26 protein-coding genes and 1 other annotated feature are annotated in these 26,299 nt (G+C 55.7%); of the genes, 6 read left to right on the top strand and 20 right to left on the bottom strand.

Annotated elements, in window-relative coordinates; genetic code table 11:
- Nucleotides 1–37: 37 nt before the first annotated feature.
- The 4 genes from nhaR to dnaK all read right to left on the bottom strand — a co-directional run bounded on the left by nhaR (nt 38) and on the right by dnaK (nt 5,487).
- Nucleotides 38–937, bottom strand: a complete 900-nt coding sequence (gene nhaR / locus AC2FAJ_RS11975) for a transcriptional activator NhaR (protein WP_028015467.1) — start codon at nt 935–937, stop codon at nt 38–40.
- Nucleotides 938–995: 58 nt separating this feature from the next.
- Nucleotides 996–2,171 (bottom strand): Na+/H+ antiporter NhaA, encoded by a 1,176-nt coding sequence (nhaA, locus tag AC2FAJ_RS11970; protein ID WP_041911268.1) that lies wholly within the window; start codon nt 2,169–2,171, stop codon nt 996–998.
- Nucleotides 2,172–2,340: 169 nt separating this feature from the next.
- Nucleotides 2,341–3,486: a molecular chaperone DnaJ gene (gene dnaJ / locus AC2FAJ_RS11965; protein WP_008502040.1), complete on the bottom strand. Its 1,146-nt coding sequence runs from the start codon at nt 3,484–3,486 to the stop codon at nt 2,341–2,343.
- 87 nt (nt 3,487–3,573) lie between these two features.
- The gene (gene dnaK / locus AC2FAJ_RS11960; RefSeq protein ID WP_028015465.1) at nt 3,574–5,487 is read right to left on the bottom strand and encodes a molecular chaperone DnaK; all 1,914 of its coding nucleotides are present in this window, start codon (nt 5,485–5,487) and stop codon (nt 3,574–3,576) included.
- Nucleotides 5,488–5,785: 298 nt separating this feature from the next.
- Between dnaK and satP the strand changes: the two genes are divergently transcribed.
- A complete protein-coding gene (gene satP, locus AC2FAJ_RS11955; RefSeq protein ID WP_041911269.1) occupies nt 5,786–6,352 on the top strand; it encodes an acetate uptake transporter in 567 nt (188 codons plus the stop codon).
- On the opposite strand, the gene AC2FAJ_RS11950 is transcribed toward satP, so the two are convergent.
- The 3 genes from AC2FAJ_RS11950 to tal form a co-directional block, all read right to left on the bottom strand.
- A complete protein-coding gene (locus AC2FAJ_RS11950) occupies nt 6,329–7,651 on the bottom strand; it encodes an MFS transporter (RefSeq protein WP_485454181.1) in 1,323 nt (440 codons plus the stop codon). The genes satP and AC2FAJ_RS11950 overlap by 24 nt on opposite strands.
- 122 nt (nt 7,652–7,773) lie before the next feature.
- Nucleotides 7,774–8,361 (bottom strand): molybdopterin adenylyltransferase, encoded by a 588-nt coding sequence (mog, locus tag AC2FAJ_RS11945; RefSeq protein WP_041911271.1) that lies wholly within the window; start codon nt 8,359–8,361, stop codon nt 7,774–7,776.
- Nucleotides 8,362–8,471: 110 nt separating this feature from the next.
- Nucleotides 8,472–9,425: a transaldolase gene (tal, locus tag AC2FAJ_RS11940; RefSeq protein WP_003856481.1), complete on the bottom strand. Its 954-nt coding sequence runs from the start codon at nt 9,423–9,425 to the stop codon at nt 8,472–8,474.
- Nucleotides 9,426–9,687: 262 nt separating this feature from the next.
- On the opposite strand from tal, the gene AC2FAJ_RS11935 reads away from it, so the two are divergent.
- Both AC2FAJ_RS11935 and yaaA read left to right on the top strand, forming a co-directional pair.
- Nucleotides 9,688–11,118, top strand: coding sequence for an alanine/glycine:cation symporter family protein (locus tag AC2FAJ_RS11935; protein ID WP_485454180.1), 1,431 nt, complete (start codon nt 9,688–9,690; stop codon nt 11,116–11,118).
- A 66-nt stretch (nt 11,119–11,184) separates the two neighbouring features.
- Nucleotides 11,185–11,958 (top strand): peroxide stress protein YaaA, encoded by a 774-nt coding sequence (gene yaaA / locus AC2FAJ_RS11930; protein ID WP_028015460.1) that lies wholly within the window; start codon nt 11,185–11,187, stop codon nt 11,956–11,958.
- A gap of 32 nt (nt 11,959–11,990) precedes the next feature.
- Here the strand turns inward: yaaA and AC2FAJ_RS11925 are convergent, their stop codons facing one another.
- From AC2FAJ_RS11925 to yjjY, 7 genes are all read right to left on the bottom strand, one after another.
- The gene (locus tag AC2FAJ_RS11925; protein ID WP_028015459.1) at nt 11,991–12,284 is read right to left on the bottom strand and encodes a DUF2502 domain-containing protein; all 294 of its coding nucleotides are present in this window, start codon (nt 12,282–12,284) and stop codon (nt 11,991–11,993) included.
- 247 nt (nt 12,285–12,531) lie between these two features.
- Nucleotides 12,532–13,818 (bottom strand): threonine synthase, encoded by a 1,287-nt coding sequence (gene thrC / locus AC2FAJ_RS11920; protein ID WP_045259424.1) that lies wholly within the window; start codon nt 13,816–13,818, stop codon nt 12,532–12,534.
- Nucleotides 13,819–13,821: 3 nt separating this feature from the next.
- Nucleotides 13,822–14,751, bottom strand: a complete 930-nt coding sequence (gene thrB / locus AC2FAJ_RS11915) for a homoserine kinase (RefSeq protein WP_041911275.1) — start codon at nt 14,749–14,751, stop codon at nt 13,822–13,824.
- A 1-nt stretch (nt 14,752) separates the two neighbouring features.
- Entirely contained in the window at nt 14,753–17,215 is a 2,463-nt protein-coding gene (gene thrA / locus AC2FAJ_RS11910; RefSeq protein WP_045631127.1) for a bifunctional aspartate kinase/homoserine dehydrogenase I, read from the bottom strand.
- Between the two features lie 25 nt (nt 17,216–17,240).
- Nucleotides 17,241–17,358, bottom strand: a sequence feature (Thr leader region).
- Nucleotides 17,297–17,365 (bottom strand): thr operon leader peptide, encoded by a 69-nt coding sequence (gene thrL / locus AC2FAJ_RS11905; protein WP_015572623.1) that lies wholly within the window; start codon nt 17,363–17,365, stop codon nt 17,297–17,299. It overlaps the preceding feature by 62 nt.
- A 211-nt stretch (nt 17,366–17,576) precedes the next feature.
- On the bottom strand, nt 17,577–18,263 hold the full coding sequence (locus AC2FAJ_RS11900) for a tRNA/rRNA methyltransferase (RefSeq protein ID WP_485454179.1): 687 nt from the start codon (nt 18,261–18,263) through the stop codon (nt 17,577–17,579).
- Between the two features lie 399 nt (nt 18,264–18,662).
- Nucleotides 18,663–18,803, bottom strand: coding sequence for a YjjY family protein (gene yjjY / locus AC2FAJ_RS11895; protein WP_085928893.1), 141 nt, complete (start codon nt 18,801–18,803; stop codon nt 18,663–18,665).
- Between the two features lie 95 nt (nt 18,804–18,898).
- Between yjjY and arcA the strand changes: the two genes are divergently transcribed.
- Nucleotides 18,899–19,615, top strand: coding sequence for a two-component system response regulator ArcA (arcA, locus tag AC2FAJ_RS11890; protein WP_003856501.1), 717 nt, complete (start codon nt 18,899–18,901; stop codon nt 19,613–19,615).
- A gap of 45 nt (nt 19,616–19,660) precedes the next feature.
- On the opposite strand, the gene creD is transcribed toward arcA, so the two are convergent.
- The 4 genes from creD to creA are packed head-to-tail and all read right to left on the bottom strand — an operon-like array spanning nt 19,661 to nt 23,668.
- The gene (creD, locus tag AC2FAJ_RS11885) at nt 19,661–21,013 is read right to left on the bottom strand and encodes a cell envelope integrity protein CreD (RefSeq protein ID WP_041911278.1); all 1,353 of its coding nucleotides are present in this window, start codon (nt 21,011–21,013) and stop codon (nt 19,661–19,663) included.
- Between the two features lie 56 nt (nt 21,014–21,069).
- Nucleotides 21,070–22,494 (bottom strand): two-component system sensor histidine kinase CreC, encoded by a 1,425-nt coding sequence (gene creC / locus AC2FAJ_RS11880; RefSeq protein ID WP_485454178.1) that lies wholly within the window; start codon nt 22,492–22,494, stop codon nt 21,070–21,072.
- A complete protein-coding gene (creB, locus tag AC2FAJ_RS11875) occupies nt 22,494–23,183 on the bottom strand; it encodes a two-component system response regulator CreB (protein ID WP_049137697.1) in 690 nt (229 codons plus the stop codon). The genes creC and creB overlap by 1 nt, the downstream gene beginning before the upstream one ends.
- Nucleotides 23,184–23,197: 14 nt before the next feature.
- Complete coding sequence (gene creA, locus AC2FAJ_RS11870) at nt 23,198–23,668, bottom strand: protein CreA (RefSeq protein ID WP_014882476.1); 471 nt, start codon at nt 23,666–23,668, stop codon at nt 23,198–23,200.
- Between the two features lie 211 nt (nt 23,669–23,879).
- Between creA and robA the strand changes: the two genes are divergently transcribed.
- On the top strand, nt 23,880–24,749 hold the full coding sequence (gene robA, locus AC2FAJ_RS11865) for an MDR efflux pump AcrAB transcriptional activator RobA (RefSeq protein ID WP_028015450.1): 870 nt from the start codon (nt 23,880–23,882) through the stop codon (nt 24,747–24,749).
- Here robA and gpmB read toward each other — a convergent pair.
- Complete coding sequence (gpmB, locus tag AC2FAJ_RS11860) at nt 24,746–25,393, bottom strand: 2,3-diphosphoglycerate-dependent phosphoglycerate mutase GpmB (protein ID WP_008502057.1); 648 nt, start codon at nt 25,391–25,393, stop codon at nt 24,746–24,748. The genes robA and gpmB overlap by 4 nt on opposite strands.
- Before the next feature lie 50 nt (nt 25,394–25,443).
- Here gpmB and yjjX point away from each other — a divergent pair, with 50 nt between their 5' ends.
- Nucleotides 25,444–25,959, top strand: a complete 516-nt coding sequence (yjjX, locus tag AC2FAJ_RS11855; protein WP_041911281.1) for an inosine/xanthosine triphosphatase — start codon at nt 25,444–25,446, stop codon at nt 25,957–25,959.
- Here yjjX and trpR read toward each other — a convergent pair.
- Entirely contained in the window at nt 25,950–26,279 is a 330-nt protein-coding gene (gene trpR, locus AC2FAJ_RS11850) for a trp operon repressor (RefSeq protein WP_024907404.1), read from the bottom strand. The genes yjjX and trpR overlap by 10 nt on opposite strands.
- Nucleotides 26,280–26,299 lie beyond the last annotated feature (20 nt).

The following is a 26,299-nucleotide window of genomic DNA, read 5'->3' as shown; positions in this document are numbered from 1 at the left end:
TTTAAAGAACCCGCTTAACGCGGGTTTTTTTATGTCTTCAGAATGCCGGTGGCGTAAACAGCGCCGAGTAGTCACGGTTGCAGATTCGCTGCACCGCCGGGTGTTGAATCATCCTTTCGGCGAATATGGCGTGGTACTCCTCCATCACGTTATCTACTCTGCCAATCTCCGTAATCTTATCGTCTGAATAGAGATCGTGCGCGTAGAGCGTTGGCGCCACGAAGATCGCATTATGCGCTTCGCCAAAGGCTTTCATCAACGCCGCATCGTCGAACTCGCCGAGGATCTCCACGTTCAACCCCTGCGAATTAAACCAGTTCAGCAGCTTGCGTCCGAGCATGGAACGCCTTCCCGGCACCAGCAGGCGACGCTCTTCCAGACAGGCCGGGAAAGGTTTCTCCGGCGGTGGATTGATGCACCAGAAGCTCACGCCGCATTCGCCAATTTTCACCGAGAACAGCCCCTCCTGCTGCGTGGAGTCGATGGGGCAATCCGAGATAATCATGTCCAGCTTGTGCTGGCTCAGCTGCTCCAGCAGCATCTCGTGTGTGGATTCAAAGCAGCGCAGATGGATTTGTTCATCCTCTACCACGGCGGCATCCAGCACGCCGCTTACCAGCCGTTTGGACAGTGCATCCGCCACCCCCACGTCAAAGAGCAGGTTCGACTCTTTGCGGTAGTTGACGATATCCAGCATCTCCTGGCTGAGGGTAAACATTTTGTCCGCATAGCGGAAAACCAGTTCACCCAGTTCGCTGGGCTCAATCCCACGGCCCTTGCGCTTGAAGAGCTTACCCTGCAGCCGTTCTTCAAGAGCCTTGATTTGCCCGGTGATGGTTTGCGGCGTCAGGTAAAGCGCCTCTGCCGCCCCCACGACCGAGCCCTGTTTGTAAACGTGCCAGAAGTAGTAAAGATGGTTGTAATTCAAATGAGGCATCGCGTCTTCGCTCCCTGAGTGTGTATCGGGAGAAGAGTGACCTTCTCCCGGTGTTCCGTTATGCCTGGACGGCCTGTCCGGACAACTTCACCTTCAACAAAGTATACCCAATCACTGCCGCCAGTAATGACCCGATGAGAATGCCGAGCTTCGCCCAGACGATGAGCTCTGGCGCGTTTGCACCAAACGCCAGCGTCGAGATAAAGATCGACATGGTGAATCCAATACCGCACAGTATGCCGACAGCCATGATCTGACTAAAGGTTGTACCGTTCGGCAACGATGCCAGCTTCATCTTCAGCGCCAGCCAGCAGAAGAGGCTGATCCCCAGCGGCTTACCGATAAACAGCCCGGCAATAATCCCCAGCGGCAGGACAGACGTCAGCCCGTCCAGCGTGACCCCCTGCAGGGAAACGCCCGCGTTGGCAAACGCAAACAGCGGCAGGATCATAAAGGCGACCCACGGGTGCAGCACGTGTTCCAGCTGTTTAGCGGGTGACTTACCGTCCTGCGGCTTAAGCGGCACGAAGAAGCCCACAATCACGCCGGCCAGCGTGGCGTGCACGCCGGATTTCAGCACCGCCGTCCACAGCACCATCCCCACCAGGATATAGATACCGATGCGGCGAACGTTGAAGATGTTCAGCACCGCCAACACCGCAATCGCCCCGGCGGCCACGCTCAGGGACAGGATCGACAGATCGCTGGTGTAGAACAGCGCGATAATCACAATGGCGCCCAGGTCATCAATGATCGCCAGCGCCATCAGGAAGATTTTCAGCGCAACCGGCACGCGGCTGCCGAGCAGAGCTAAGACACCGAGCGCAAAGGCGATATCCGTTGCGGCCGGGATCGCCCAGCCGTCACGCGCGACAGGATCCTGCCAGGTAAATGCGAGGAAGAGCAGCGCTGGAACGACCATCCCACCGAGCGCGGCAATAACCGGGAACGCCGCACGCTGGCGGCTGGCTAGCGAACCTAGCACCAGCTCGCGCTTAACCTCAAGACCAACGAGCAGGAAGAACACCGCCATTAGCGCATCGTTGATCCACAGCAGCATGTTCTTGTTAATTTCCAGCGCCCCGACCTTCAGCTCGACGGGCGTTTCCAGAAATGCGTGATAGAGATCGCGGGTCATGCCCAGGTTAGCCAGCACCATCGCGGCGGCCGCGGCAATAATCAGGATCACACCACCGGACGCCTCACTGCTAAAGAAACGGTGTAGTAATTTCATTTATGTTCTCTCTTTTACAACGATACCTCGATAAAACCATAATACCAAGCCAAATAGCTCGGCAAAAACAGATTAATATTGGGTATAGACTCAGTTTTACCGATCTATAACTGCGAAAAAAAGCCCGGAATCGCTTCCGGGCTTTTTGAAGTTAGACACAGCTAACGAATTAGCGGGTCAAATCATCGAAGAATTTTTTGACGCCATCAAAGAAGCTTTTGGAGCGCGGGCTGTTTTTCTCACCCGTTGGGCCGCCAAAGCTCTCCTGAAGCTCTTTCAACAGCTGTTTCTGCTTGTCGTTCAGGCCAACCGGCGTTTCCACGACGACGCGGCACAGCAGGTCGCCCTGCGCACCACCGCGAACGGATTTCACGCCTTTGCCGCGCATGCGGAACAGCTTGCCGGTCTGGGTTTCACCAGGGATTTTCAGATTGACGCGACCGTCCAGCGTCGGCACTTCGATTTCACCGCCGAGAGCCGCCATCGCAAAGTTGATCGGCACTTCACAGTACAGGTTATTGCCTTCACGCTCGAAGATGGCGTGCTGCTTCACCTGAACCTGAACGTACAGATCGCCTGCCGGCGCGCCGTGCTCGCCTGCTTCGCCCTCACCCGCCAGACGGATGCGGTCGCCCGTATCAACGCCAGCCGGGATCTTAACGGACAGGGTTTTGGTTTTCTCAACGCGACCGTGGCCGTGACACTTGGTGCACGGATCTTTAATCAGCGTACCGCGTCCGTGACAGTGCGGACAGGCCTGCTGTACCGCGAAGAAGCCCTGACGCATCTGTACCTGGCCGGAGCCATGACAGGTTGGACAGGTCTGTGGCTGGGTACCCGCTTTCGCGCCACTGCCGTGGCAAACGTCACACTCTTCCAGCGTCGGGATACGGATCTCTTTCGTGACGCCACGAACGGCCTCTTCAAGAGTGAGATCCATGTTGTAGCGCAGGTCCGCGCCGCGCGCTGCGCGCTGACGACCACGACCGCCGCCGAAGATATCGCCGAACACGTCGCCAAAGATGTCGCTGAAATCCGCACCGCCGCCAAAGCCGCCGCCACCGAATCCACCGCCGCCCATGCCGCCCTGTTCAAAGGCCGCGTGGCCGTACTGGTCATAGGCCGCACGTTTTTGTGCATCGGTCAGGACTTCGTAGGCTTCTTTGATCTCTTTAAATTTTGCTTCAGCCTCTTTGTCACCCTGGTTACGGTCCGGGTGGAATTTCATGGCCAGGCGCTTATACGCCTTTTTGATTTCACGCTCTTCCGCAGTTTTCGGAACGCCTAAAATCTCGTAATAGTCTTGCTTTGCCATTGGTTTTTTTAAGCCCCTTAACATGCGAGCACGGGCGTGGAGAGTTCTCCTACGCCCGTGCCGATTAATTACCCTGCATCAGGGCGATTATTTTTTGTCTTTAACTTCTTCGAACTCAGCGTCGACAACGTCGTCGTCTTTCGCGTTGTTCGCAGAAGCGTCAGCGCCTGCCTGCTGCTGTGCGTGCTGCTGCTGAGCGATTTCCATCAGCTTCTGGGAAGCCTGTGCCAGCTCCTGCATCTTCGCTTCGATATCCGCTTTGTCTTCGCCTTTCAGAGACGTTTCCAGCGCGGTCAGTGCAGCTTCGATAGCAGTTTTGTCTTCCGCTGGCAGTTTATCGCCCGCTTCTTCAACCTGCTTACGGGTGCTGTGCAGCAGATGGTCACCCTGGTTACGGGTCTGAACCAGCTCTTCGAACTTACGGTCGGATTCCGCGTTAGCTTCGGCATCGCGAACCATTTTTTCGATTTCCGCTTCATTCAGGCCAGAAGATGCCTTGATGGTGATCTTCTGCTCTTTACCGCTGTTTTTGTCTTTCGCAGACACGTGCAGGATACCGTCAGCATCGATGTCGAAGGTAACTTCGATTTGCGGCATGCCGCGCGGTGCCGGGTTGATGCCGTCCAGGTTAAACTGACCCAGAGACTTGTTATCAGACGCACGCTTACGCTCACCCTGCAGCACATGGATGGTTACCGCAGACTGGTTGTCTTCAGCGGTAGAGAACACCTGGCTGTGCTTGGTTGGGATGGTGGTGTTTTTGTTGATGAGCGCAGTCATCACACCGCCCATGGTTTCGATACCCAGAGACAGCGGGGTAACGTCCAGCAGCAGTACGTCTTTCACTTCACCAGTCAATACACCACCCTGAACCGCCGCACCGATAGCTACCGCTTCGTCCGGGTTCACGTCTTTACGTGGCTCTTTACCAAAGAATTCAGCCACTTTCTTCTGAACCATTGGCATACGGGTCTGACCACCCACCAGGATAACGTCCTGGATGTCAGATACAGACAGGCCAGCATCCTGCAGTGCAACTTTCAGCGGCTCGATAGAACGGTTCACCAGGTCTTCTACCAGGCTTTCCAGTTTCGCACGGGTCACTTTGATGTTCATGTGTTTAGGACCGGTCGCGTCTGCGGTGATGTACGGCAGGTTCACGTCGGTCTGCTGAGCAGAAGACAGTTCGATCTTCGCTTTCTCAGCGGCTTCTTTCAGGCGCTGCATCGCCAGCGGGTCGTTACGCAGGTCAATGCCCTGATCTTTCTTGAACTCGTCAACGAGGTAGTTGATCAGACGGGTATCGAAGTCTTCACCACCCAGGTGGGTATCACCGTTGGTTGCCAGAACTTCGAAGGTTTTTTCGCCGTCAACTTCGTCGATTTCGATAATAGAGATATCGAAGGTACCACCACCCAGGTCGTAAACCGCGATAGTACGGTTGCCGACTTCTTTATCCAGACCGTAAGCCAGTGCAGCCGCGGTTGGTTCGTTGATGATACGTTTTACTTCCAGACCTGCGATACGGCCAGCATCTTTGGTTGCCTGACGCTGAGCATCGTTGAAGTAAGCAGGAACGGTGATAACAGCTTCAGTTACCGGCTCACCCAGGTAATCTTCAGCGGTTTTCTTCATTTTTTTCAGCACTTCAGCAGAGATCTGCGGTGGTGCCGTTTTGGTGCCTTTCACATCAAGCCACGCATCGCCGTTATCTGCTGCGATGATTTTGTAAGGCATGATAGAAACGTCACGCTGAACTTCTTCGTCCTGGAAGCGGCGGCCAATCAGGCGTTTGATCGCAAACAGGGTGTTTTGCGGGTTTGTCACTGCCTGACGTTTAGCCGGCTGACCAACCAGAGTTTCACCATCCTGGGTATAAGCAATGATAGAAGGCGTGGTGCGATCGCCCTCGGCGTTCTCCAGCACGCGTGCAGTAGTGCCGTCCATAATCGCTACACAAGAGTTGGTAGTACCCAGGTCGATACCAATAATTTTACCCATCTAAACGTCTCCACTAAAAATTCAGTCAACATGTGGTTGTGTACCTGTAATAAGGGCAGAACGTGCTTTTTCAACTGCCCAGATTTGATTTTTTTTCAGGTCCACACACTGCGGTTGACTACAAGATGGGGTCGCGACGGCATCCATCAAGGGGCAAGCATAAAAAAAATTTTAATTTCACCCTGATGAGATCATAGACGGCGTCGATGCCGCCCATTATGATGCCGCGCCCCGTCAGGGAGTATTGACGCGGGTTTAACCATTTCACCATTTTAATGATGATTTTTTTTGAGGACTTATGGGCAACACTAAGTTGGCTAATCCGGCTCCGCTGGGCCTGATGGGTTTTGGCATGACCACCATTCTGCTGAACCTGCACAACATCGGGATGTTCCCGATGGACGGCGTAATCCTGGCGATGGGCATTTTTTACGGCGGTATCGCGCAAATCTTCGCGGGCCTGCTGGAATATAAGAAAGGCAACACCTTCGGCTTAACCGCCTTCACCTCTTACGGCTCGTTCTGGCTGACCCTGGTCGCCATCCTGCTGATGCCTAAAATGGGCCTGGCAGACGCGGCAAACGCCCACTTCCTGGGCGTCTATCTGGGCCTGTGGGGCGTCTTTACCCTGTTCATGTTCTTCGGCACCCTGAAAGGCAACCGCGCGCTGCAGTTCGTCTTCCTGAGCCTGACCGTACTGTTCGCCCTGCTGGCAATTGGCCACCTGGCGGATAACGAAGGCATCGTTCACGTAGCAGGCTGGATTGGCCTGGTGTGCGGCGCAAGCGCTATCTACCTGGCAATGGGTGAAGTGCTGAACGAACAGTTTGACCGCACCATTTTACCTATTGGTGAAAAACACTGATCCCTCTGTCGTGCCCGCCTCGCGGGCACGATATTCCCCCGCCTGACGAAGCCAAACCCCTAATCCCAGCCCCATCAGCGAGAGCGCGAGTACATACCAGGCAGGCGCCATCGGCGACACCCCCATCATCACCGTGACCACTATCGGCGTCAGCCCGCCGAAAATGGCATACGCGACGTTATAAGAGAACGATATCCCGGTGAAGCGAACCTCCGGCGGGAAGGCGCGCACCATGACGTAAGGCACAGCCCCCACGACGCCCACGCACAGTCCGACCACGCCGTACAGCAGGAACAGCTGTTCAGGATGGCTGCCCGCAAGATGGTAAAACCCCCAGCTCGACGCGGCCAGCAGCAGGCTGCCGACAATAAAGGTCAGGCTGGCACCGAAACGATCCGCCGCCAGCCCGGCGGCCAGACAGCCAAAGCAGAGCATGATTGTCGCAATACTGTTTGCCTGTAAGGTCACTGCAGGGGCGAAACCGTACTGTTTCTGCAGCCACACCGGCGACATCAAAATCACCACCACGATGCCCGCCGACAGCAGCCAGGTGAGCAGCATCGACACCACCACCGCTTTTTTATGACGCACCACAACGGCTTTGACCGGCAACTCCTGCGCCAGCGCTTTACGCTGCTGCATTTCGAGGAAAATCGGCGTCTCCTGCAGCCAGCGGCGCAGGTACATTGCCACCAGGCCGAACGCCCCGCCCAGCAGGAACGGAATACGCCAGCCCCAGTCGTGCACGGCCTGCTGCGTCATGCTGGTGTTGACTATCGTCGCCACCACCGACCCCAACAGGATCCCGACGGTCAGCCCCGCCGTTAACGTTCCGCAGGCGATCCCGATGCGGCGGGCAGGAACGTGCTCCGCCACAAACACCCAGGCCCCCGGCACTTCCCCGCCGATGGCCGCGCCCTGAAGAATGCGCATCAGCAGCAGCAATAGCGGGGCGAGAATGCCCATGGAGGCATAGTTGGGCAGCAGGCCGATGGCCAGCGTCGGCACCGCCATCAGCAGGATGCTCAGGGTAAACATCTTCTTACGCCCGACAAGATCGCCAAAGTGGGCCATGACGATGCCGCCCAGCGGACGTGCCAGATACCCGGCAGCAAAGATGCCGAAGGTTTGCACCTGACGCAGCCATTCTGGAATATCCGCCGGGAAGAAGAGCGCCCCCACCACGGCGGCGAAGAAAACAAAGATGATGAAGTCGTAAAACTCCAGCGCGCCACCTAAGGCGGCGAGCGTAAGCGTTTTGTAGTCCTGTCGATTCAGAGGTCGGGTGTTATGTGACATAGCGAACCATTGTGCATGTGTTGTGGATTATTTTTTACAGCAATCGTAAAGAAAAAATTACTATATCGTAAATCCATTTACACGCTACTGCAGCTGGCGCTAATGTCACATTTTAGTAAATTTCAGGAGATTGTCTCGCGGCGTGCGCTTTTAGGACGAAATGCTGCTACCACTTTGTCGTCAGTTTCCACGTACGGCCCGTCAAGCAGCTGTATACAATACGGTACACTTGCAAATATGCCGTGCACGATGACGCTACCGTCCTCGGCTTTTAATCCTTCCAGCGTCTCTTTGATCGACTTTGGCTGCCCCGGCAGGTTCAGTATCAGCGCCTGTTTGCGGATCACCCCCACCTGGCGGGAAAGGATTGCCGTCGGGACAAAGTGTAGACTGATCTGGCGCATCTGTTCGCCGAAGCCCGGCATTTCACGGTCGGCGATAGCCAGCGTCGCGTCCGGCGTCACATCACGACGCGCGGGGCCGGTTCCACCCGTGGTGAGCACAAGGTGACAGCTCATCTCATCCACCAGCTCACACAGGGTCTGCTCAATGATCGGCTGTTCGTCGGGGATAAGGCGAGTCTGGATCTCAAACGGGGTGGTCAGCGCGCTTGCCAGCCACTCTTCCAGAGCAGGGATGCCTTTATCCTGGTAAACGCCGCTGGAGGCGCGGTCAGAAATCGACACTAAGCCGATGCGTAAGGTATTCATATCCATTCCATTCAAAAAGTACTGATTAATGGGAATGATACACGCAGAGGGAAAATTCAGACAGAGGACAGAAGAAGACGCGTGACCGGGAGCCCGGTCACGCAGAATGATTACAGCAGGTCGCCGATCATTTTTTCCAGTTTTTCCTGGTCGATAGCAAACTTACGGATACCGTCCGCCAGTTTGTCTACAGCCATTGGATCCTGGTTGTGCTGCCACAGGAACTCGGATTCGGTGATGCGCTCCGGGCGCGCCTTCACTTCGCCGGTGTAAGACAGCTTACGCTCGATAGCACCTTCGCTTTCTGCCAGCTCTTTCAGCAGCGCAGGGGCGATGGTCAGACGGTCACAGCCAGCCAGCTCAATGATTTCGCCCACGTTACGGAAGCTTGCACCCATAACCACGGTCTCATAGCCATGCTGTTTGTAGTATTCGTAGATTTCAGTCACGGAAATCACGCCTGGATCTTCAGACGCCGCGTACTCTTTCTTGTCGGTGTTGGCTTTGTACCAGTCCAGAATACGGCCCACGAACGGAGAAATCAGGTACACGCCTGCTTCCGCACATGCACGCGCCTGCGCGAAGGAGAACAGCAGGGTCAGGTTACAGTTGATGCCTTCTTTTTCCAGCTGCTCGGCAGCGCGAATGCCCTGCCAGGTCGACGCCAGTTTGATCAGGATACGGTCGTTGCTGATGCCCGCGTCGTTGTACAGTTTGATCAGGCGTTTTGCTTTCGCGATTGACGCTTCGGTGTCGTAGGAGAGACGTGCATCCACTTCGGTAGAGATACGGCCCGGAACCAGCTTCAGGATTTCCAGACCGATGTTCACTGCCAGTTTATCGGTAGCATCCACAACCTGCTGCGCACGGTCATTGCTCTGTGCTTTCGCCCAGGTCACAGCCTCGTCAATCAGTTTGCGATACTCAGGGATCTGTGCGGCGTTAAGGATCAGAGAAGGGTTAGTTGTGGCATCCTGCGGCTGGTACAGCTTCATTGCCGCGATATCTCCGGTGTCAGCTACGACAGTGGTGAACTGACGAAGGGAGGTCAATTTATCCGTCATGATAGTGTTTCTCTTTTAACGTGCCCTGGATAATTCACGCTACCGACAGCATGCCTGCAGCGGAAAAATGACAGGTTTACTTGTTAGGGGGATGTAACCGGTCTGCCCTGATGATAACACGACGGAGGGGTAGCGCAACCGCAGACAGTGCGCTTAGGCAGAGTATGATAAACTCAAAATATTAACAGGCTGCTAAGCAACAGCATGCCCAATCAGTGGTAGCGCTTACATATTCACGTTGGCATCAACAAGAGGGACGTTAATGCCTGATTTCCTTTTCTTTATTAACGAAGTCCTCTGGGGTTCGATAATGATCTACCTGCTTCTGGGAGCAGGTATCTGGTTTACGCTACGCAGTGGGTTTATCCAGTTTCGCTATATTCGCAAGTTTGGCAGAAGTCTGAAAAACAGCGTCACGCCCCAGCCGGGCGGATTAACGTCGTTTCAGGCGCTGTGTACCAGCCTGGCTGCCCGCCTCGGTAGCGGAAACCTGGCGGGCGTTGCGCTGGCCATCAGCGCCGGTGGGCCAGGCGCGGTGTTCTGGATGTGGGTCACGGCGCTTCTCGGAATGGCTACCTCTTTTGCCGAAAGTTCACTGGCGCAGATCTACAAAGAGAAAGACAGAAACGGGCAGTTTCGCGGCGGTCCGGCCTGGTATATGGCGCGTGGCTTAGGAATGCGCTGGATGGGCGTTCTGTTCTCGCTTTTTTTACTGCTCGCGTACGGTCTTATTTTTAATACCGTGCAGTCAAACTCCGTCGCCCATGCCCTGCGCTATACCTTCTCCTGCCCGGAGTGGATCACCGGCATCGGTTTAGCCCTCTTTGTTTTGCTCACCATTTCTGCCGGCCTGAAAGGCGTTGCCCGCCTGATGCAGTGGCTGGTTCCCATCATGGCGCTGCTCTGGGTTGCCGCGAGCCTGGTCGTCGCTGCGCTGCATGCCGACCAGGTTCCGGGCGTGATTGCGACCATCTTTAAAAGCGCCTTTGGCTGGCGTGAGGTGGCGTCAGGCGCGCTGGGTTACACCCTGAGCCAGGCGCTGATGGCAGGTTTTCAGCGAGGCATGTTCTCCAATGAAGCCGGGATGGGCTCCACTCCCAACGCCGCCGCGGCCGCCTCTTCCTGGCCGCCGCACCCGGCAGCGCAGGGTATCGTGCAGATGATAGGCGTGTTTATGGATACCGTTATTATCTGTTCCGCCAGCGCCATGATCCTCCTGCTGGCCGGTCCTGTGGCGCATGACTCGGATATCGACGGAATACAGCTTCTCCAGCAGGCGCTGGTGAACCTGACCGGCGGCTGGGGTTCGGGATTTGTCTCGCTCATTCTGATGCTGTTCGCCTTCAGTTCGATTGTGGTGAATTACCTGTACGCCGAAAATAACCTTATCTTCCTGAAATACGACTCTCGTCCTGCCATCCTCCTGCTTCGCCTGGGCGTAGTACTGATGGTGATCGCGGGCTCCCTTCTGAATATGCCGCTGGTCTGGCAGCTGGCGGATGTCATTATGGCGCTAATGGCAATCACTAACCTGACGGCGATCCTGCTGCTCTCGCCCGTTGTGAACCTTATTGCCAGGGATTATCTTCGCCAGCGCAAGCTGGGCGTTCCCCCGGAATTTGATGCCGCACGCTATCCCGAAATTCAGTCACAGCTTGCCCCCGGCACCTGGGATGATTTGCCCCGGCGATAACAGCTATCGATCAATTCAGGGCGATTTTTTGTTAAAGTCGCTCTAAATTTCCTGCAAGGACTGGATATGCTGATTCTGATTTCACCTGCAAAAACGCTCGACTACCAGAGCCCGCTCGCCACCGAGCGTTATACCCAGCCAGAACTGCTGGACTATTCGCAACAGCTGATCCGCGAAGCGCGCAAGCTCTCTGCGCCGCAAATCGCCTCGCTGATGAGCATCAGCGACAAGCTGGCAGACCTGAACGCGACCCGGTTCCACGAGTGGCACCCGGATTTCACCCCCGCCAACGCGCGCCAGGCGATCCTGGCGTTTAAGGGCGATGTTTACACCGGCCTGCAGGCGGAAGATTTTAGCGAAGCCGACTTTGATTTTGCCCAGCAGCATCTGCGCATGCTGTCGGGCCTGTATGGCGTACTCCGCCCGCTGGATCTGATGCAGCCATATCGTCTGGAGATGGGGATTCGCCTGGAAAACGCCAAAGGCAAAGACCTTTATCATTTCTGGGGCGACATCATCACCGACAAGCTGAACGCGGCGCTGCATGCTCAGGGTGATAACGTGGTGGTTAACCTGGCATCCGATGAGTACTACAAGTCGGTGAAGCCGAAAAAGCTGAACGCGGAGATCGTTAAGCCGGTCTTCCTTGATGAGAAGAACGGCAAGTTCAAGGTCATCAGCTTCTATGCGAAAAAAGCGCGTGGCCTGATGAGCCGCTACATCATTCAAAACCGCCTGACGAAGCCGGAGCAGTTAACGGGATTCAACACCGACGGCTATTTCTTTGACGAGGCGTCGTCAGGGAAAGGTGAGCTGGTATTTAAGCGCCACGAGCAGTAAAACTAAACCCCGCCATCTGGCGGGGTTTTGCGTTAATGGTGCTTCCAGTCCGGGCCCGGACGGTGGTCGTCGTGATGATGGTCGTGTCGGTCATCACGATCGCGATGCTCGTCATGCGGACGCCAGTGGTTATCGCGCCAGTCATAATGCGCCTTCCACCAGTCGTGGTCGCGCCAGCGGCCGCCATCCCAGTAATGCCCGCTATTGTCCCGATCGCCAATCTGCAGTTTTACCGCAGGTACGAGAGTAATTTCAGATGCCTGTACCGCCATGGGGGCGACCAGCACCAGAGAAAGCGCGATGAGTGCAGGTTTTAGTGTAGACACAGGTGACTCCTTATTCTTCTTGCCCAACGTGGGCCGATGTAAGGAGAGTACGCGAGGGGAACGGTGGATGTTATTCTCTGCAATCCTAAACGCTAAGTGACCGCATTTATTGGGAATTTCTGCTTTTTTCCTGCAATTTTTCTCCTTAATTTCTTCATAAAAAAGCCGGGTGGCGCTGCGCTTACCCGGCCTACGGTCATCTCGTCGTTGTAGGCCCGGTAAGGCGTAGCGCCACCGGGCAACAAAATCACGCGCGCGTCATCATCAGATTCCGCAGTGCCGCGAAATCCGCCGGCAGCTCATGAGACAGCAGCGGCAGGTCGGCGCGCTCGGCCAGCTCTTTTGGCAGCGGCAGCGTTTCGCCCAGAATATCTTCCACGCTCTCTTTGAACTTCGCCGGATGCGCGGTGCCCAGGAACAGGCCATATTCACCCGGGTTAAGCTGGTCGCGCAGCGCGCGGTATGCAATTGCCGCGTGCGGCTCAGAGGTGTAGCCCACCGCTTTCAGCTCGCGCATGGTGGCTTTGGTGGTTTCGTCCGTCACCGCAGCGTAGCCCAGGTCACCCAGACGCCACACCTTGCGGCGGAACAGCTCTTCCACGCGCGGCCAGTTGTTCGGCTGCGACACGTCCATGGCATTGGAGAGCGTCGCCTGCGTAGCGTTAGGCGCCCATTTGCCGTCTTTCAGGAAGCGCGGCACGGTATCGTTGGCGTTGGTGGCAGCGATAAAGCGTTTCACCGGCAGACCGAGAGATTTCGCCAGTAGCCCCGCCGTCAGGTCGCCGAAGTTGCCGCTTGGTACGGAAACTACCAGCTGATTGCGCGCTTCCTGCGGCAGCTGAGCCACCGCTTCGAAGTAGTAGCAGATCTGCGCCAGCAGGCGGCTGATGTTGATGGAGTTCGCCGAGTTCAGCCCCAGCGCGGCCTTCAGCTCTTCATCATCGAACGCCTGCTTGACCAGCGCCTGGCAGGCATCGAAATCGCCGTCGATCGCCACGGTTTCAATGTTGCCGCCGAGGGTGCAGAACAGTTTTTCCTGCAACGGGCTGATCTTGCCTTTCGGATAGAGGATCACCACGCGGACGTTTTTCAGGCCGTAGAACGCGTGTGCCACCGCCGCACCGGTATCACCGGAGGTCGCGGTCAGGATGGTCACCGGCTTATCGCCGCTGATGTGGGTCAGCATCTGCGCCATAAAGCGGCCGCCGAAGTCTTTAAACGCCAGGGTCGGGCCGTGGAACAGCTCCAGACAACCGACGTCAGGCTCCACCTGCTTAACCGGAGCCGGGAAAGCAAACGCCGCACGCACGCGCTCTTCCAGCAGCTCCTGCGGGATTTCATCGCCAATAAACGCAGACAGAATTTTGGTGCTGCGGGTGACAAAGTCCAGCTTCAGCAGCTCATCGATTTCGGTCAGCTGAAATTCCGGCAGGTCGTGCGGGAAAAACAGCCCCTGATTTTTGCCCAGCCCCTGAGTCACCGCCTGCGCGAAGCTGACCTGCTCGTTATGATCTTTAAGGTTGTAGAGTTTCATTTGTTATCCCAGTACTCGTGCGCCAGCCGTGTCCAGACGGCAAATATGAACAAAGCCTTCCTGATTTTGCAGGTAGTGTTTAGAGAGCCAGTCCGCCACGCGCTGCGCGGTGTCTGGCTTATCGCACAGGGCGAACAGCGTCGGGCCGGAGCCGGAGATGCCGCACGCCTGCGCGCCGATATCCATTGAAGCCTGTCGCGCCTCGTTAAAGCCGGGCAGCAGCTTCGTACGGTACGGCTCGGCAATGACGTCTTTCATCAGCTTCGCCGCCAGCTGCGGCTGGCGGGTGTAGCAGGCGTGAATAAAGCCCGCCAGGTGACGCCCGTGGGCGATACAGTCCTGGCGACGATACTGCGCCGGCAGGATGGCACGCGCTTCCGCGGTAGAGACCTTGATGCCCGGATACGCCAGCACCCACAGCCATTCATCAAACCCTGGCACCTGCTGGCTGATGATGCCATTTTCTTCAATCATCAGCTGCATGCCGCCGAGGAAGCACGGCGCCACGTTATCGTAATGAATACTGCCGGAGATGCGTCCTTCCAGCTCGCCCATCAGCGCCAGCAGACGGCTATTGTTCAGCGGCTTGCCGCAGTGCTCGTTCATCGCCACCAGCGCGGCGACAACCGAGCAGGCGCTGGAGCCCAGGCCCGAGCCAATCGGCATGCTTTTTTCCAGCGTCATGGCGACCGGCACGTTTTTGCCGATCTCCTGACAGAAGCGCTCCCAGCACTGATAAACGATATTCTCGCGTGGTTCAGGCGGCAGCTTACTGGCGAAACGGCCGACGTTATTCAGGCTGAAGCTTTCTGCCGCCTCAACCGTTACCGTATCGCCCAGCAGCGAACCGTCCACCGGCGTCACCGCCGCACCCAGCACGTCAAATCCGACGCTCATATTGGCGCTGGAAGCCGGGGCATATACTTTAACCATCTTAAACTCCTAACTTCCATGACAGGGTACGCAGCAGGTCGGCAAACACGCCCGCCGCCGTCACATCATTCCCTGCGCCATAGCCGCGAAGCACCAGCGGCAATGGCTGATAATAGTGGCTGTAAAACGCGAGGGCGTTTTCGCCGTTTTTGACTTTGTACAGCGGGTCGTTACCATCCACTTCGGCAATCTTCACCCGGCATACGCCGTCCTCTTCAATGTTGCCAACATAGCGCAATACCTTACCTTCATCACGGGCTTTCGCAACGCGTGAGGCAAAGGCATCGTCAAGCTGAGGTAAATTCGCCATAAAGGTGCTGACATCGCCGCTGGTGTCAAACTCGGCTGGCAGCACCGGTTCAATCACGATATCCGAAAGCTCCAGCTCGCGGCCCGTTTCGCGCACCAGGATCAGCAGCTTGCGCGCCACGTCCATCCCGGAGAGATCGTCGCGCGGATCTGGCTCGGTGTAGCCCAGCTCGCGCGCGGCACGGGTGGCTTCCGACAGGCTCATCCCTTCATCCAGCTTGCCGAAGATAAACGACAGGGAGCCGGAGAGGATGCCGGAGAAACGCTGCAATTCGTCGCCCGCGTTAAGCAGGTTCTGCAGGTTCTCGATGACCGGCAGGCCGGCACCGACATTGGTGTCGTACAGGAACTTGCGGCGCGACTTGCTCGCCGCCAGGCGCAGCTGGTGATAGTAATCCATCGACGAGGTGTTGGCCTTTTTGTTCGGCGTCACCACGTGGAAGCCTTCGCGCAGGAAGTCGGCGTACTGGTCGGCCACCGCCTGGTTCGAGGTACAGTCAACGATAACCGGGTTAAGCAGGTGATACTCTTTCACCAGACGGATCAGGCGCCCCAGGTTGAACGGCTCTTTCGCTTCTTCCAGCTCCGCCTGCCAGTTCTCCAGGTTCAGACCGTGAACGTTAGTAAGCAGCGCTTTCGAGTTCGCAATTCCGCAGACGCGCAGATCGATGTGCTTTTTCTTGAGCCACTCCTGCTGGCGCTTCACCTGCTCCAGCAGCGCACCGCCGACGCCGCCCACGCCAATCAGGAATAGCTCGATAACCTGATCGGTGTTGAACAGCATCTGGTGAACCACGCGCACGCCGGTAGTGGCGTCATCGTTATCCACCACCACGGAGATTGAACGCTCGGACGAGCCCTGGGCAATCGCCACGATGTTGATATTGGCTCGCGCCAGCGCGGCAAAGAATTTGGCGGAGATACCGCGCAGCGTGCGCATACCGTCGCCAACCACGGAAATCACCGCCAGGCGCTCCTGAATGGAGAGCGGCTCCAGCAGTTCCTCTTTCAACTCCAGATAGAACTCTTCTTCCAGCGCGCGGCGGGCGCGCAGACAGTCGACCTGAGGCACGCAGAAGCTGATGCTGTACTCGGAAGAGGACTGGGTGATCAGCACCACCGAGATACCGTTGCGTGACATGGCCGCAAAAACGCGCGCCGCCATGCCGACCATCCCCTTCATCCCCGGACCGGAGACGCTGAACATTGCCATATTATTCAGGTTGGAAATGCCTTTCACCGGCAGACCATCTTCATCGCTGCTGGCACCAATCAACGTGCCTGGCGCCTGCGGGTTACCGGTGTTTTTAATCAGGCATGGGATCTGGAACTGGGCAATGGGGGAGATGGTACGCGGGTGAAGCACTTTGGCGCCGAAGTAGGAAAGCTCCATCGCTTCCTGGTAGGACATCGACTTCAGCAGCCTGGCGTCCGGCACCTGGCGTGGATCGCAGGTATAGACGCCGTCGACGTCAGTCCAGATCTCACAGCAGTCTGCGCGTAAACAGGCGGCCAGCACGGCGGCAGAGTAGTCGGAGCCGTTACGGCCCAGCACTACCAGTTCACCCTTCTCATTTCCTGCGGTAAAGCCCGCCATCAGGATCATATGGTCAGAGGGGATTTTGCTCGCGGCAATACGGCGGGTTGATTCGGCAATATCAACGGTAGATTCGAGGTAGTGGCCCGCTGCCAGCAATTTCTCAACCGGATTGATCACGGTAACGTTGTGGCCGCGCGCTTCCAGCACGCCCGCCATGATGGCGATGGAGAGTTTTTCGCCCCGGCAGATCAGCGCCGCGTTGACGCTGTCCGGGCACTGGCCCAGCAGGCTGATGCCGTGCAGCACATGTTTGATCTGAGCAAACTCCTGCTCAACGAAGGACTTCAGCTGCGCGAGCGGGAAACCAGGCTGTGCCTCTGCCAGCCCCTGCAGCAGCTCGGCGAAGATACGCTCAGCATCGCTGATGTTCGGGAGTGCATCCTGGCCACCGATGGTCTTTTCAATCATCGCCACCAGATGGTTTGTGATTTTTGCCGGGGCAGAGAGCACGGTCGCAACCTGCCCCTGCCTGGCGTTGCTCTCCAGGATATCGGCAACACGCAGAAAACGTTCTGCATTTGCCACTGATGTACCGCCGAACTTCAACACTCGCATGGTTCTACCTCGTTTCCTTTAGCCGAAAAAAAAAGCCCGCACTGTTCAGGTGCGGGCTTTTTTCTGTTTTTCCTGTACGCGTCAGCCCGCATCGTTACCTGTGGTAATGATGATGGTTGTGGTAATGGTGGTGATGCTGATGCGTTTCATGGATGTTGTGTACTCTGTCATTATTATCTGTCTGTGCTGTATTCTTTTAGGGTTAAAGGATCGGGCACCTTAAGTCAATGAATTTTTAATTTGATCACAATTCCGCGGACGTTCACGTCACGCTGCGTGACGTTTTATTTTCATCCGAATCCCCCAGCCGCAACCCTCCACGACAGACCATTTCGCCATAGTAAAAACTTATGACAGCATTTTACTCGGCCAATTTTTTTTCAATATCGTGCAGCAAACGGTGCAACATGGCGGTGTCCCGCTGCTCAAGACGTCCAAGGCGCTGCTGTAGCCAGTCGGCCATTTTTTGATCGTCCGCAACGCCAAGGCTCGATAAAAGACGCTCTACGCGAGCACGAAGCGCGGCCAGCTGATTTTCATTGGCGGCTTCTGTCCGGGGTTGAGGGATTTGCATTAGGGAAGCTAATTGATAGCAATAGACCATTACCGCCTGGCCTAAATTCAGGGAAGGATAATCGGCTACCATCGGCGCACCGGTGAGAACGTCCGCCAGCTCAAGCTCTTCGTTGGTGAGCCCGGAATCTTCACGACCAAATACCAGCGCGGCTTTCTCAAGCCACTGGCTTTTCTCTTCCAGCATGGGCACCAGTTCAGCAGGCGTGGCGTAGTAGTGGAACTTCGCCCGGCTGCGTGCTGTGGTGGCAACGGTAAATGAAATGTCATGCAGCGCGTCGGCAAGCGTAGCGTAAGTCGTTATATTATCGAGAATATCCCCCGAACCGTGCGCCACCCAGCGGGCGGCAGGCTCCAGGTGTGCAGTGCTGTCCACAATACGTAAATCGGTAAAACCCATGGTCTTCATGGCACGCGCCGCAGCGCCTATATTTTCGGCTCTGGCTGGAGCAACCAGTACAATCGACAGATGCATTTATGCTCTCTTTTTAATCAGTTAGCGGAGAAAAGTGTGATGCACTTCAACATATTACGCAGCACGAATTTACAAATTTGCAACACAAATCACCGAAATAGCGTTTCATAACAAATTAAAGACGCTAAACTATTTTGTGTCTGAACAATCAGTTAGAATGTTAACAGAAGCCTATTATCCCTATGTTTTATAATGATAATGGCAACGTGAATACCCTGTTCTGATTGGATTCGCTTTGTTTATAAATCAATCTCCGCAACTAGTTGGTTTATTGAAAAATTGTGACAAAGGCTAGCATTCGGCTACGATGATTTCATCAAACTGTTAACGTGCTACAATTGAACTTGATATATGTCAACGAAGCGTAGTTTTATTGGGTGTCTGGTGTCACTTAGCCTGTTATGTTGCTGTTAAAATGGTTAGGATGACAGCCGTTTTTGACACTGTCGGGTCCAAAGGGAAAGTACCCAAGACCAAGCTAATGATGTTGTTGACGTTGATGGAAAGTGCATCAAGAACGCAATTACGTACTTTAGTCACGTTAAGCCGATCATGTTAATTTGCGACATGTATCAGGCAGGTCAGGGACTTTTGTACTTCCTGTTTCGATTTAGTTGGCAATTTAGGTAGCAAACATGCAGACCCCGCACATTCTTATCGTTGAAGACGAGTTGGTAACACGCAACACGTTAAAGAGCATTTTCGAAGCAGAAGGCTACGATGTCTTTGAAGCGACCGATGGCGCAGAGATGCATCAGATCCTTTCTGAAAATGATATCAACCTGGTGATCATGGATATCAACCTGCCGGGCAAAAACGGTCTTCTGCTGGCGCGCGAACTGCGTGAACAGGCGAACGTCGCGTTAATGTTCCTGACGGGCCGTGATAACGAAGTTGATAAAATTCTTGGCCTGGAGATCGGTGCGGATGACTACATCACCAAACCGTTCAACCCTCGCGAGTTAACCATTCGTGCACGCAACCTGCTGTCCCGCACCATGAACCTGGGCACGGTCAGCGAAGAGCGTCGTAGCGTCGACAGCTACAAATTCAACGGCTGGGAACTTGATATCAATAGCCGTTCGCTGATTAGCCCGAACGGTGAGCAGTATAAGCTGCCGCGCAGCGAATTCCGCGCGATGCTGCACTTCTGCGAAAATCCGGGCAAAATTCAATCCCGTGCAGAACTGCTGAAGAAAATGACCGGTCGTGAGCTGAAGCCTCATGACCGTACCGTAGACGTGACCATCCGTCGTATTCGTAAGCATTTCGAATCGACGCCTGATACGCCGGAAATCATCGCCACCATCCACGGCGAAGGGTACCGTTTCTGCGGTGATCTGCAGGAATAATCCCGCAGTTAACGCATGAAAAACGGCGCATTTGCGCCGTTTTTTTTATTTCCAGATCCGCATTGTGTCGTTATCAGGCTCTGCGGGTGGCGCAGGCCGCTTCGGCTGTGAAAGCGAATACCAGTCGAAATGACGAGTCAGGTACATGACGGCGAACAGCGCCAGCGCGAGAACTGCAGACCCCAACAGCAGTGCGCTATCCTCCGAGCGCAGCAGGAACCACATCACCACGTCCAGCCCCAGCAAAGCCAGCACAAACAGTCCGCTGCGCTTCCAGCTTTTCAGCACGGCCTGCAGGTACATTCCGTTCATCGCCGCACCAACCAAACTTGCAACTACCCAGGCTGGCGTAAACCCGACATGTTCTGATAGCGCCAACAGCACCAGATAGAACAGCACCAGCGACAGCCCCACCAGCAGATACTGCATCGGATGCAGGCGCAGCCCGGTTAAGGTCTCGAAAACAAAGAAGGCCATAAACGTCAGCGCAATCAGCAAAATGGCGTACTTGATCGCCCGGTCAGTCAGCTGATACTGATCGGCGGGCGTGGCTACCGTAACGCTGAAGGCGGGGATCGACTCCCATGACGGTGACTCACTTCCGTTGAACCAGCTCTCAAGATTGTTCGCAAACCAGCTGCTCTGCCAGTTCGCCTGAAAACCGGCGTCACCAATTTTATGCTTCACCGGCAGATAATTACCCATAAAGCCAGGATGCGGCCAGTTGCTGTTCAGCGCCATTTCACTGCTACGTCCTACAGGTACCACGGCAAAACTTCCTGTTCCCGTCAGATTCAGCGAAATATCCATAGCAAACGTTTTTAATTCCAGCGCTTTGTCAGTCAGCGGGATATGGATACCGGAAAGCGCGCCATACACGCCTGTACCCGGCTCCACACTTAGCGTCTCGCCGTTGATACTAGAGACTTTCACCGTGCCAATGCCTCGAGCATCGCCCACGCCAACAACGATAAACGGCTGCCCCAGGGTCATCGACTCCCCTTTCAGCTGCGTCATTTTTTCCGTGTTGAATCGGGCTTTTATGTTGAGGTCGGTATTCCAGATCTGTCCGTCATAGATGCCGATATTTCGCGACTCAACGCGCTGGTTACCCTCAACGCGCAGAGACTCCGGCAGGATAAAATGCATATAGCTTTTCTTGTACTCGACTTTTTTCTCATCCTCTAACTTATAAAAAACCTCGGTTACCGGGATCGCAATCAGCGGGCCGACCAATTTTTGCGGCCCGCTGGTGCTCTGGCGAAGCGTATTTTCGACATCGTTGCGGTAGCTTTCACGCTCTGAAATGAGGTTACTCACCATAAACAGTGGGACTAACAACAGCAGGATGCACCCCAGCAGGGTGCTTACTTTCCAGAACAGGGGGGATTTCATCATTACGTCTCCTTTGTGATGTGGAGAGCGTAACCAGGCTGTGTGGGGCCAGTTTGAAGTTATGTGAAGGGACGGTGAAGTGTCAGCGTGGCTATCACGCCACCTTCATCACGATTACGCAATGTAATTTCTCCGTGGTGCAAACGCGCCACCTCCTGAACAAACGCCAGCCCGAGTCCGCTACTTTTCAACCCGTTCTCGCGCGGCAGGGAATAAAAGCGCTCAAAAATACGCTCCAGCGCATAATCCGGGATCCCGCTTCCGCTGTCGGTGACGATCAGCCGTATCTGCCCCTGCTCTTCCCGGGCCGCCAGTTCAATGGCGCCGCCCTGTTGGGTAAAATCGATAGCATTATCCAGTAAATTACCGAGCGCCTGTTCGAGCAGGTCGGGATCGCCTTCAACAAGAAGCGAAGCGGGCTGGAGGGTCAGCGCAATCTCTTTTGCCGCCAATAGCGCCGAACGCGCGTCGGCAAGCCGTGTAAACAGCAGGTCGACGCGGACGGCCTGAGGCGTAATCTCGACCCGATTTTCAAGCCGCGCCTGAGTCAGCAGTTTTTCAACCAGCGACTGCATACGCGCGTTTTGCACCAGAATATTATCGATAAACCGCGCGGCCACCTGCGGCGGCGGCTGCTCGGTGAGAATTTCTGCCGCGCCGCGTATGGCGGCTATTGGGCTTTTCAGCTCGTGGGTCAGCGCATGGACATAATGTTCAATGTAGTTTTTCCCCTCAAGGCGAATACGCATATTTTCCAGCGCCTGAGCCAGCTTGTGCAGTTCGCTACTGCCTGGATTAGGCAGCGGGAGAGGCGTATCAGTGGTCACCGAGTCGGCATAGCGCGATAACGTACTGATGGAACGATTGATCCACCAGGCGACGAGAAAACCGATCAGTAAAGCAATGCCAAGCAGCGCCCCGCCAGCCCACAGAATCCGCCTCTCGCTGCGTTGGATAACCGGCGCCATCGCACTGTTAGGTTTCCCGACCGACAGCACGCCGATAATCTTGCCCTGCTCCACAACCGGTGCGGCAACATACATCACCGTGCTCTCCGGATCGTCGGGATGGCTCTGGGTACTGCGCGCGCCGTATTGGCCGCGAAGCGTCAGCCAGACATCGTTCCAGCGAGAGTAATCTTGCCCCACGGCCAGGCCGGCAGAATCAAACACGACGCGGCCCTGCGCATCGGTCATGTAGACGTGATACTCGTTGCGCACCTTATGAATGCCGCCGATATTGGCGCGGAAAGGCCGCTGATGGAGCTGTAAAAAGGCCTGCGCCAGTCTGCCCTGCTGCGCATTGCCCGAAAGAAGATCCTCACGCCCAACTTCGGCGAGCAAGGTCGCGGTATCGATCAACGTGCCCTCGGTTGCCCTGCGCACGCCGGGCTTCACTTCCTGAACAAAGATCGACAGCACAAACCATGCGGCGATGGCGACGATCAGGAAGTACCCCAGCAGCAAACGCATTCCGATGCGCATTAATAAAGCCCCAGGCTATAGCCCATACCGCGATGGGTGCTGATGGGTGACAGTTCCTCATTCACTGCCCGCAGCTTGGCGCGCAGGGTCTTGATGTGAGTGTCCACGGTACGATCGTAACTGTCGCCGTCTTCGCCCCACACCTTGTCCATTAACTGTTGCCGAGAGAAAACCCGTCCCGGAGCCTGTAGTAACGTTTTAAGCAGCAAAAACTCATAGCGCGTGAGCGGTAATGCTTCACCGCACCAGCTAATTCGGGCGGCAGCTTCGTTCAGCTCAAACTGTCCGATACGCACCGTCTCCGCTGGGGCGGCGGATTTTTGCATCCGCCGTAAAATGGTCCTTACCCGGGCGCACACCTCACGCGGGGAGAAAGGCTTGGCGACGTAGTCGTCTGCGCCCATTTCCAGGCCGAGGAGTTTATCCACTTCGTCACTGCGTGCCGTCAGAAACAGCACGGGCAGTGACGGATGCTGCGCCAGAAGCTGGCGGCAGAGCTCAAAGCCGCTGATGTCCGGCAGCCCGACGTCAAGAATGGCGAGCGCCGGAGCCTGCTGGCGCGCCGCCTCCAGCACCGGTAAACCGCGCTCAAACGCTTTTACTGCAAATCCTTCCTGCTGAAGCATGTAGATAAGCGTATCGGCGATACTGGTTTCGTCTTCAACCAGCCAGACTACAGGTTGTTGCATGATTCATCCCTGAACTAATGCCACGGCATAATCGGCACCGCACTAATGGCGTTTTTCGGTGACCCTTCCACCACTTTATCGGAATACGCCAGGTAGGCCAGGGTGTTGCGTTTTGCATCATAGAAACGCACCACCTGCAGCTTTTTAAACACCAGTGAGGTCCGTTTCTGGAACACCACATCGCCCTGCGCTTTGCCGTTTTTGATTTTATCGCTCAGCTCAACCGGTCCCACCTGCTGACAGGAGATTGCCGCATCGGAAGTGTCTTCCGCCAGCCCCAGGCCGCCTTTAATACCGCCCGTCTTCGCGCGGCTGACGTAGCAGGTGACGTTTTTCACGTCCGGATCGTCAAACGCCTCCACCACAATTTTGTGGTCCGGACCGAACATTTTGAACACGGTATCGACAGAACCAATCTGTTCCGCCTGCGCCGCACGGCCCGCTACCAGCAACAGGGCAGTAAGAAGCAAAGTCTTGTATTTCATATTGTTACCATTCTTTAAAATTGCATTGAGCGATTATTCAACACGTTAGTCAAAAATGTAGCAAGATCACAGGATTAGAATATATTCACCCAAAATGAGAGAGAAAAGGCATTAAAGCGCAAAAAAAACACTGAATGCTAAAACATCAAAAAATGCTATTATCCGCTAACCTGTTATCAGGCACCTGCTGTTTTAAGGATGAGGATAGTATATGGATCAGGCTGGAATTATTCGCGACCTGCTCACCTGGCTGGAAGGTCATCTCGACCAGCCTTTGTCACTGGATAATGTGGCGGCTAAAGCGGGCTATTCCAAGTGGCATCTGCAAAGGATGTTCAAGGATGTCACCGGTCATGCTATCGGTGCCTATATTCGCGCACGTCGTTTATCGAAATCTGCGGTGGCTTTGCGCCTGACCGCGCGGCCAATTCTGGATATTGCCCTGCAGTACCGTTTTGATTCGCAGCAGACCTTCACCCGCGCCTTTAAAAAACAGTTCTCGTTGACGCCAGCGCTCTATCGCCGCTCGCCTGACTGGAGCTCGTTTGGTATGCGTCCGCCATTGCGTCTGGGCGAGTTCGCGATGCCGAAATACGAAATGGTCACTCTGCCGGAAACCCATCTGATCGGTACAACCCAGAGCTACTCGTGCTCTCTGGAGCAGATTTCTGAGTTCCGCCATCAGATGCGCGTCCAGTTCTGGCGCGATTTCCTGAGCCATGCGCCGGCCATTCCGCCGATCCTGTATGGCCTCAACGAAACGCACCCAAGCCAGGAAAAAGACGACGAGCAGGAGGTGTTTTACACCACCGCGCTGACGCCGGAGCTGGCGAATGGCTACATTCAGGGTTCGAAGCCGGTCGTGCTGGAAGGCGGCGAGTACGTGATGTTCTCGTATGAAGGGCTGGGTACGGGCGTCCAGGAGTTTATCCTGACCGTTTACGGGACCTGCATGCCAATGCTGAATCTGAATCGCCGTAAAGGTCAGGATATCGAGCGCTACTACCCGGCGCAGGATGCCAAACCGGAAGAAGGCCCAATCAATCTGCGTATGGAATTCTTGATTCCTGTCCGTCGTTAACGCTGCAGTTCATCAAGCGCAGGGGCATCGAGATGCGAAATGTCCCCTGCCATCTCCACGACCCAGCCCGACGCCAGCCACGCGCTTTCCTGATAATCAATCCGGGAAATGGAGCAGTTACGCAGGCGTAACCGACGCTCGGCGTAAGCCGGTAACCCCAAAATGGTGCTCACCAGGCAGCCGAGCGCGATACCGTGACTCACCAGCAGTGGACGGCTGCCTGCCGGAAGCTTGAGGCATTCCGCCAGCGCGGCATGCATACGCACGCTCAGCTCCTGCATGGATTCCCCTTCAGGAATACGACCATCTTCGGTACCGTTCACCAGCGTGCGGCGCCAGCCCTCTTCCGTTTCCGTCAGCGTATCAATATGGCGCTTTTCCAGCACGCCCATATCCAGCTCGCGCAGGCGCGGCTCAAGCATCACATCGCAGCCGCAGGCGTCGGCAATGATGCGCGCCGTCTGCTGTGTGCGACCTAAATCGCTGGTAATAACGTGGGTAATGCCCAGCGTTCTGGCGCGTTCCGCCACCTGCCACGCTTGCTGCACACCCTTCTCGGTGAGCGGACTGTCTGACTGGCCTTGAATACGTCGCTCGGCGTTCCACTGCGTTTCACCGTGGCGAACAAGGTATACCTGTAACATGCTTTTTTTCCGTTATACTGCGATGAGTTTTTTTTGAATCGAGCTTAATTATGCACCATGTTGTCTCTGCTACCACCAATCCTGCCAAAATTCAGGCAATTCTAAAGGCTTTTGAAGAGATTTTCGGCGAAGGATCCTGCCATATTGAGGCCATCGGCGTCGAGAGTGGCGTACCTGAACAGCCGTTTGGCAGCGAGGAAACGCGCGCTGGCGCACGAAATCGCGTGGCAAATGCAAAAGCCGCGGCCCCGAAGGCTGACTTCTGGGTCGCCATTGAAGCAGGCATCGACGAAGGCGCAACCTTTAGCTGGGTGGTGATTGAAAGCCGTGAGCAGCGCGGCGAAGCGCGCTCAGCCACCCTGCCGCTGCCGGAGATCATTCTGGAAAAAGTGCGTGCAGGTGAAGCGCTCGGGCCGGTGATGTCACAGTACACCGGCATTGATGAGATTGGGCGTAAAGAAGGGGCGATTGGCGTCTTTACGGCGGGTAAGCTCACGCGTTCAGGGGTTTACCATCAGGCGGTGATCCTGGCGCTGAGCCCGTTTCATAACGCCATTTATCGCTGATCGCTCAATAAGACTGACTCGAGCCACTGGCGCAGCTCAACCGGCGCAGACTTCAGGCTGTTCGATCCACGGGTGATCGTCGCGATGCCCGCGCCCAGCTCGTTTTTCAGCTCGCGCTGGCTCATCTCACCGCGCAATAGCTCTTCAATAATCCGCACGCGCGTGCCCAGCGCCTCACGCTCGTCCGGCGTAAGCATCAGCTGCATGAGGGGTAGGTGCAAATCCTGCTCGTAAGACTGGCGAAGCAGCTCCACAAAACGAAGCCACTCCTGGTGACGCTGTTCGGCCATTGCCGAGGAATACGGGGAATGCTGGGTCATGTTATGCTGCCTCTTGTACT

The organism is Enterobacter cloacae complex sp. 385G4, from assembly GCF_057320665.1.
This window is presented reverse-complemented; position numbering and strand designations above follow the sequence as displayed.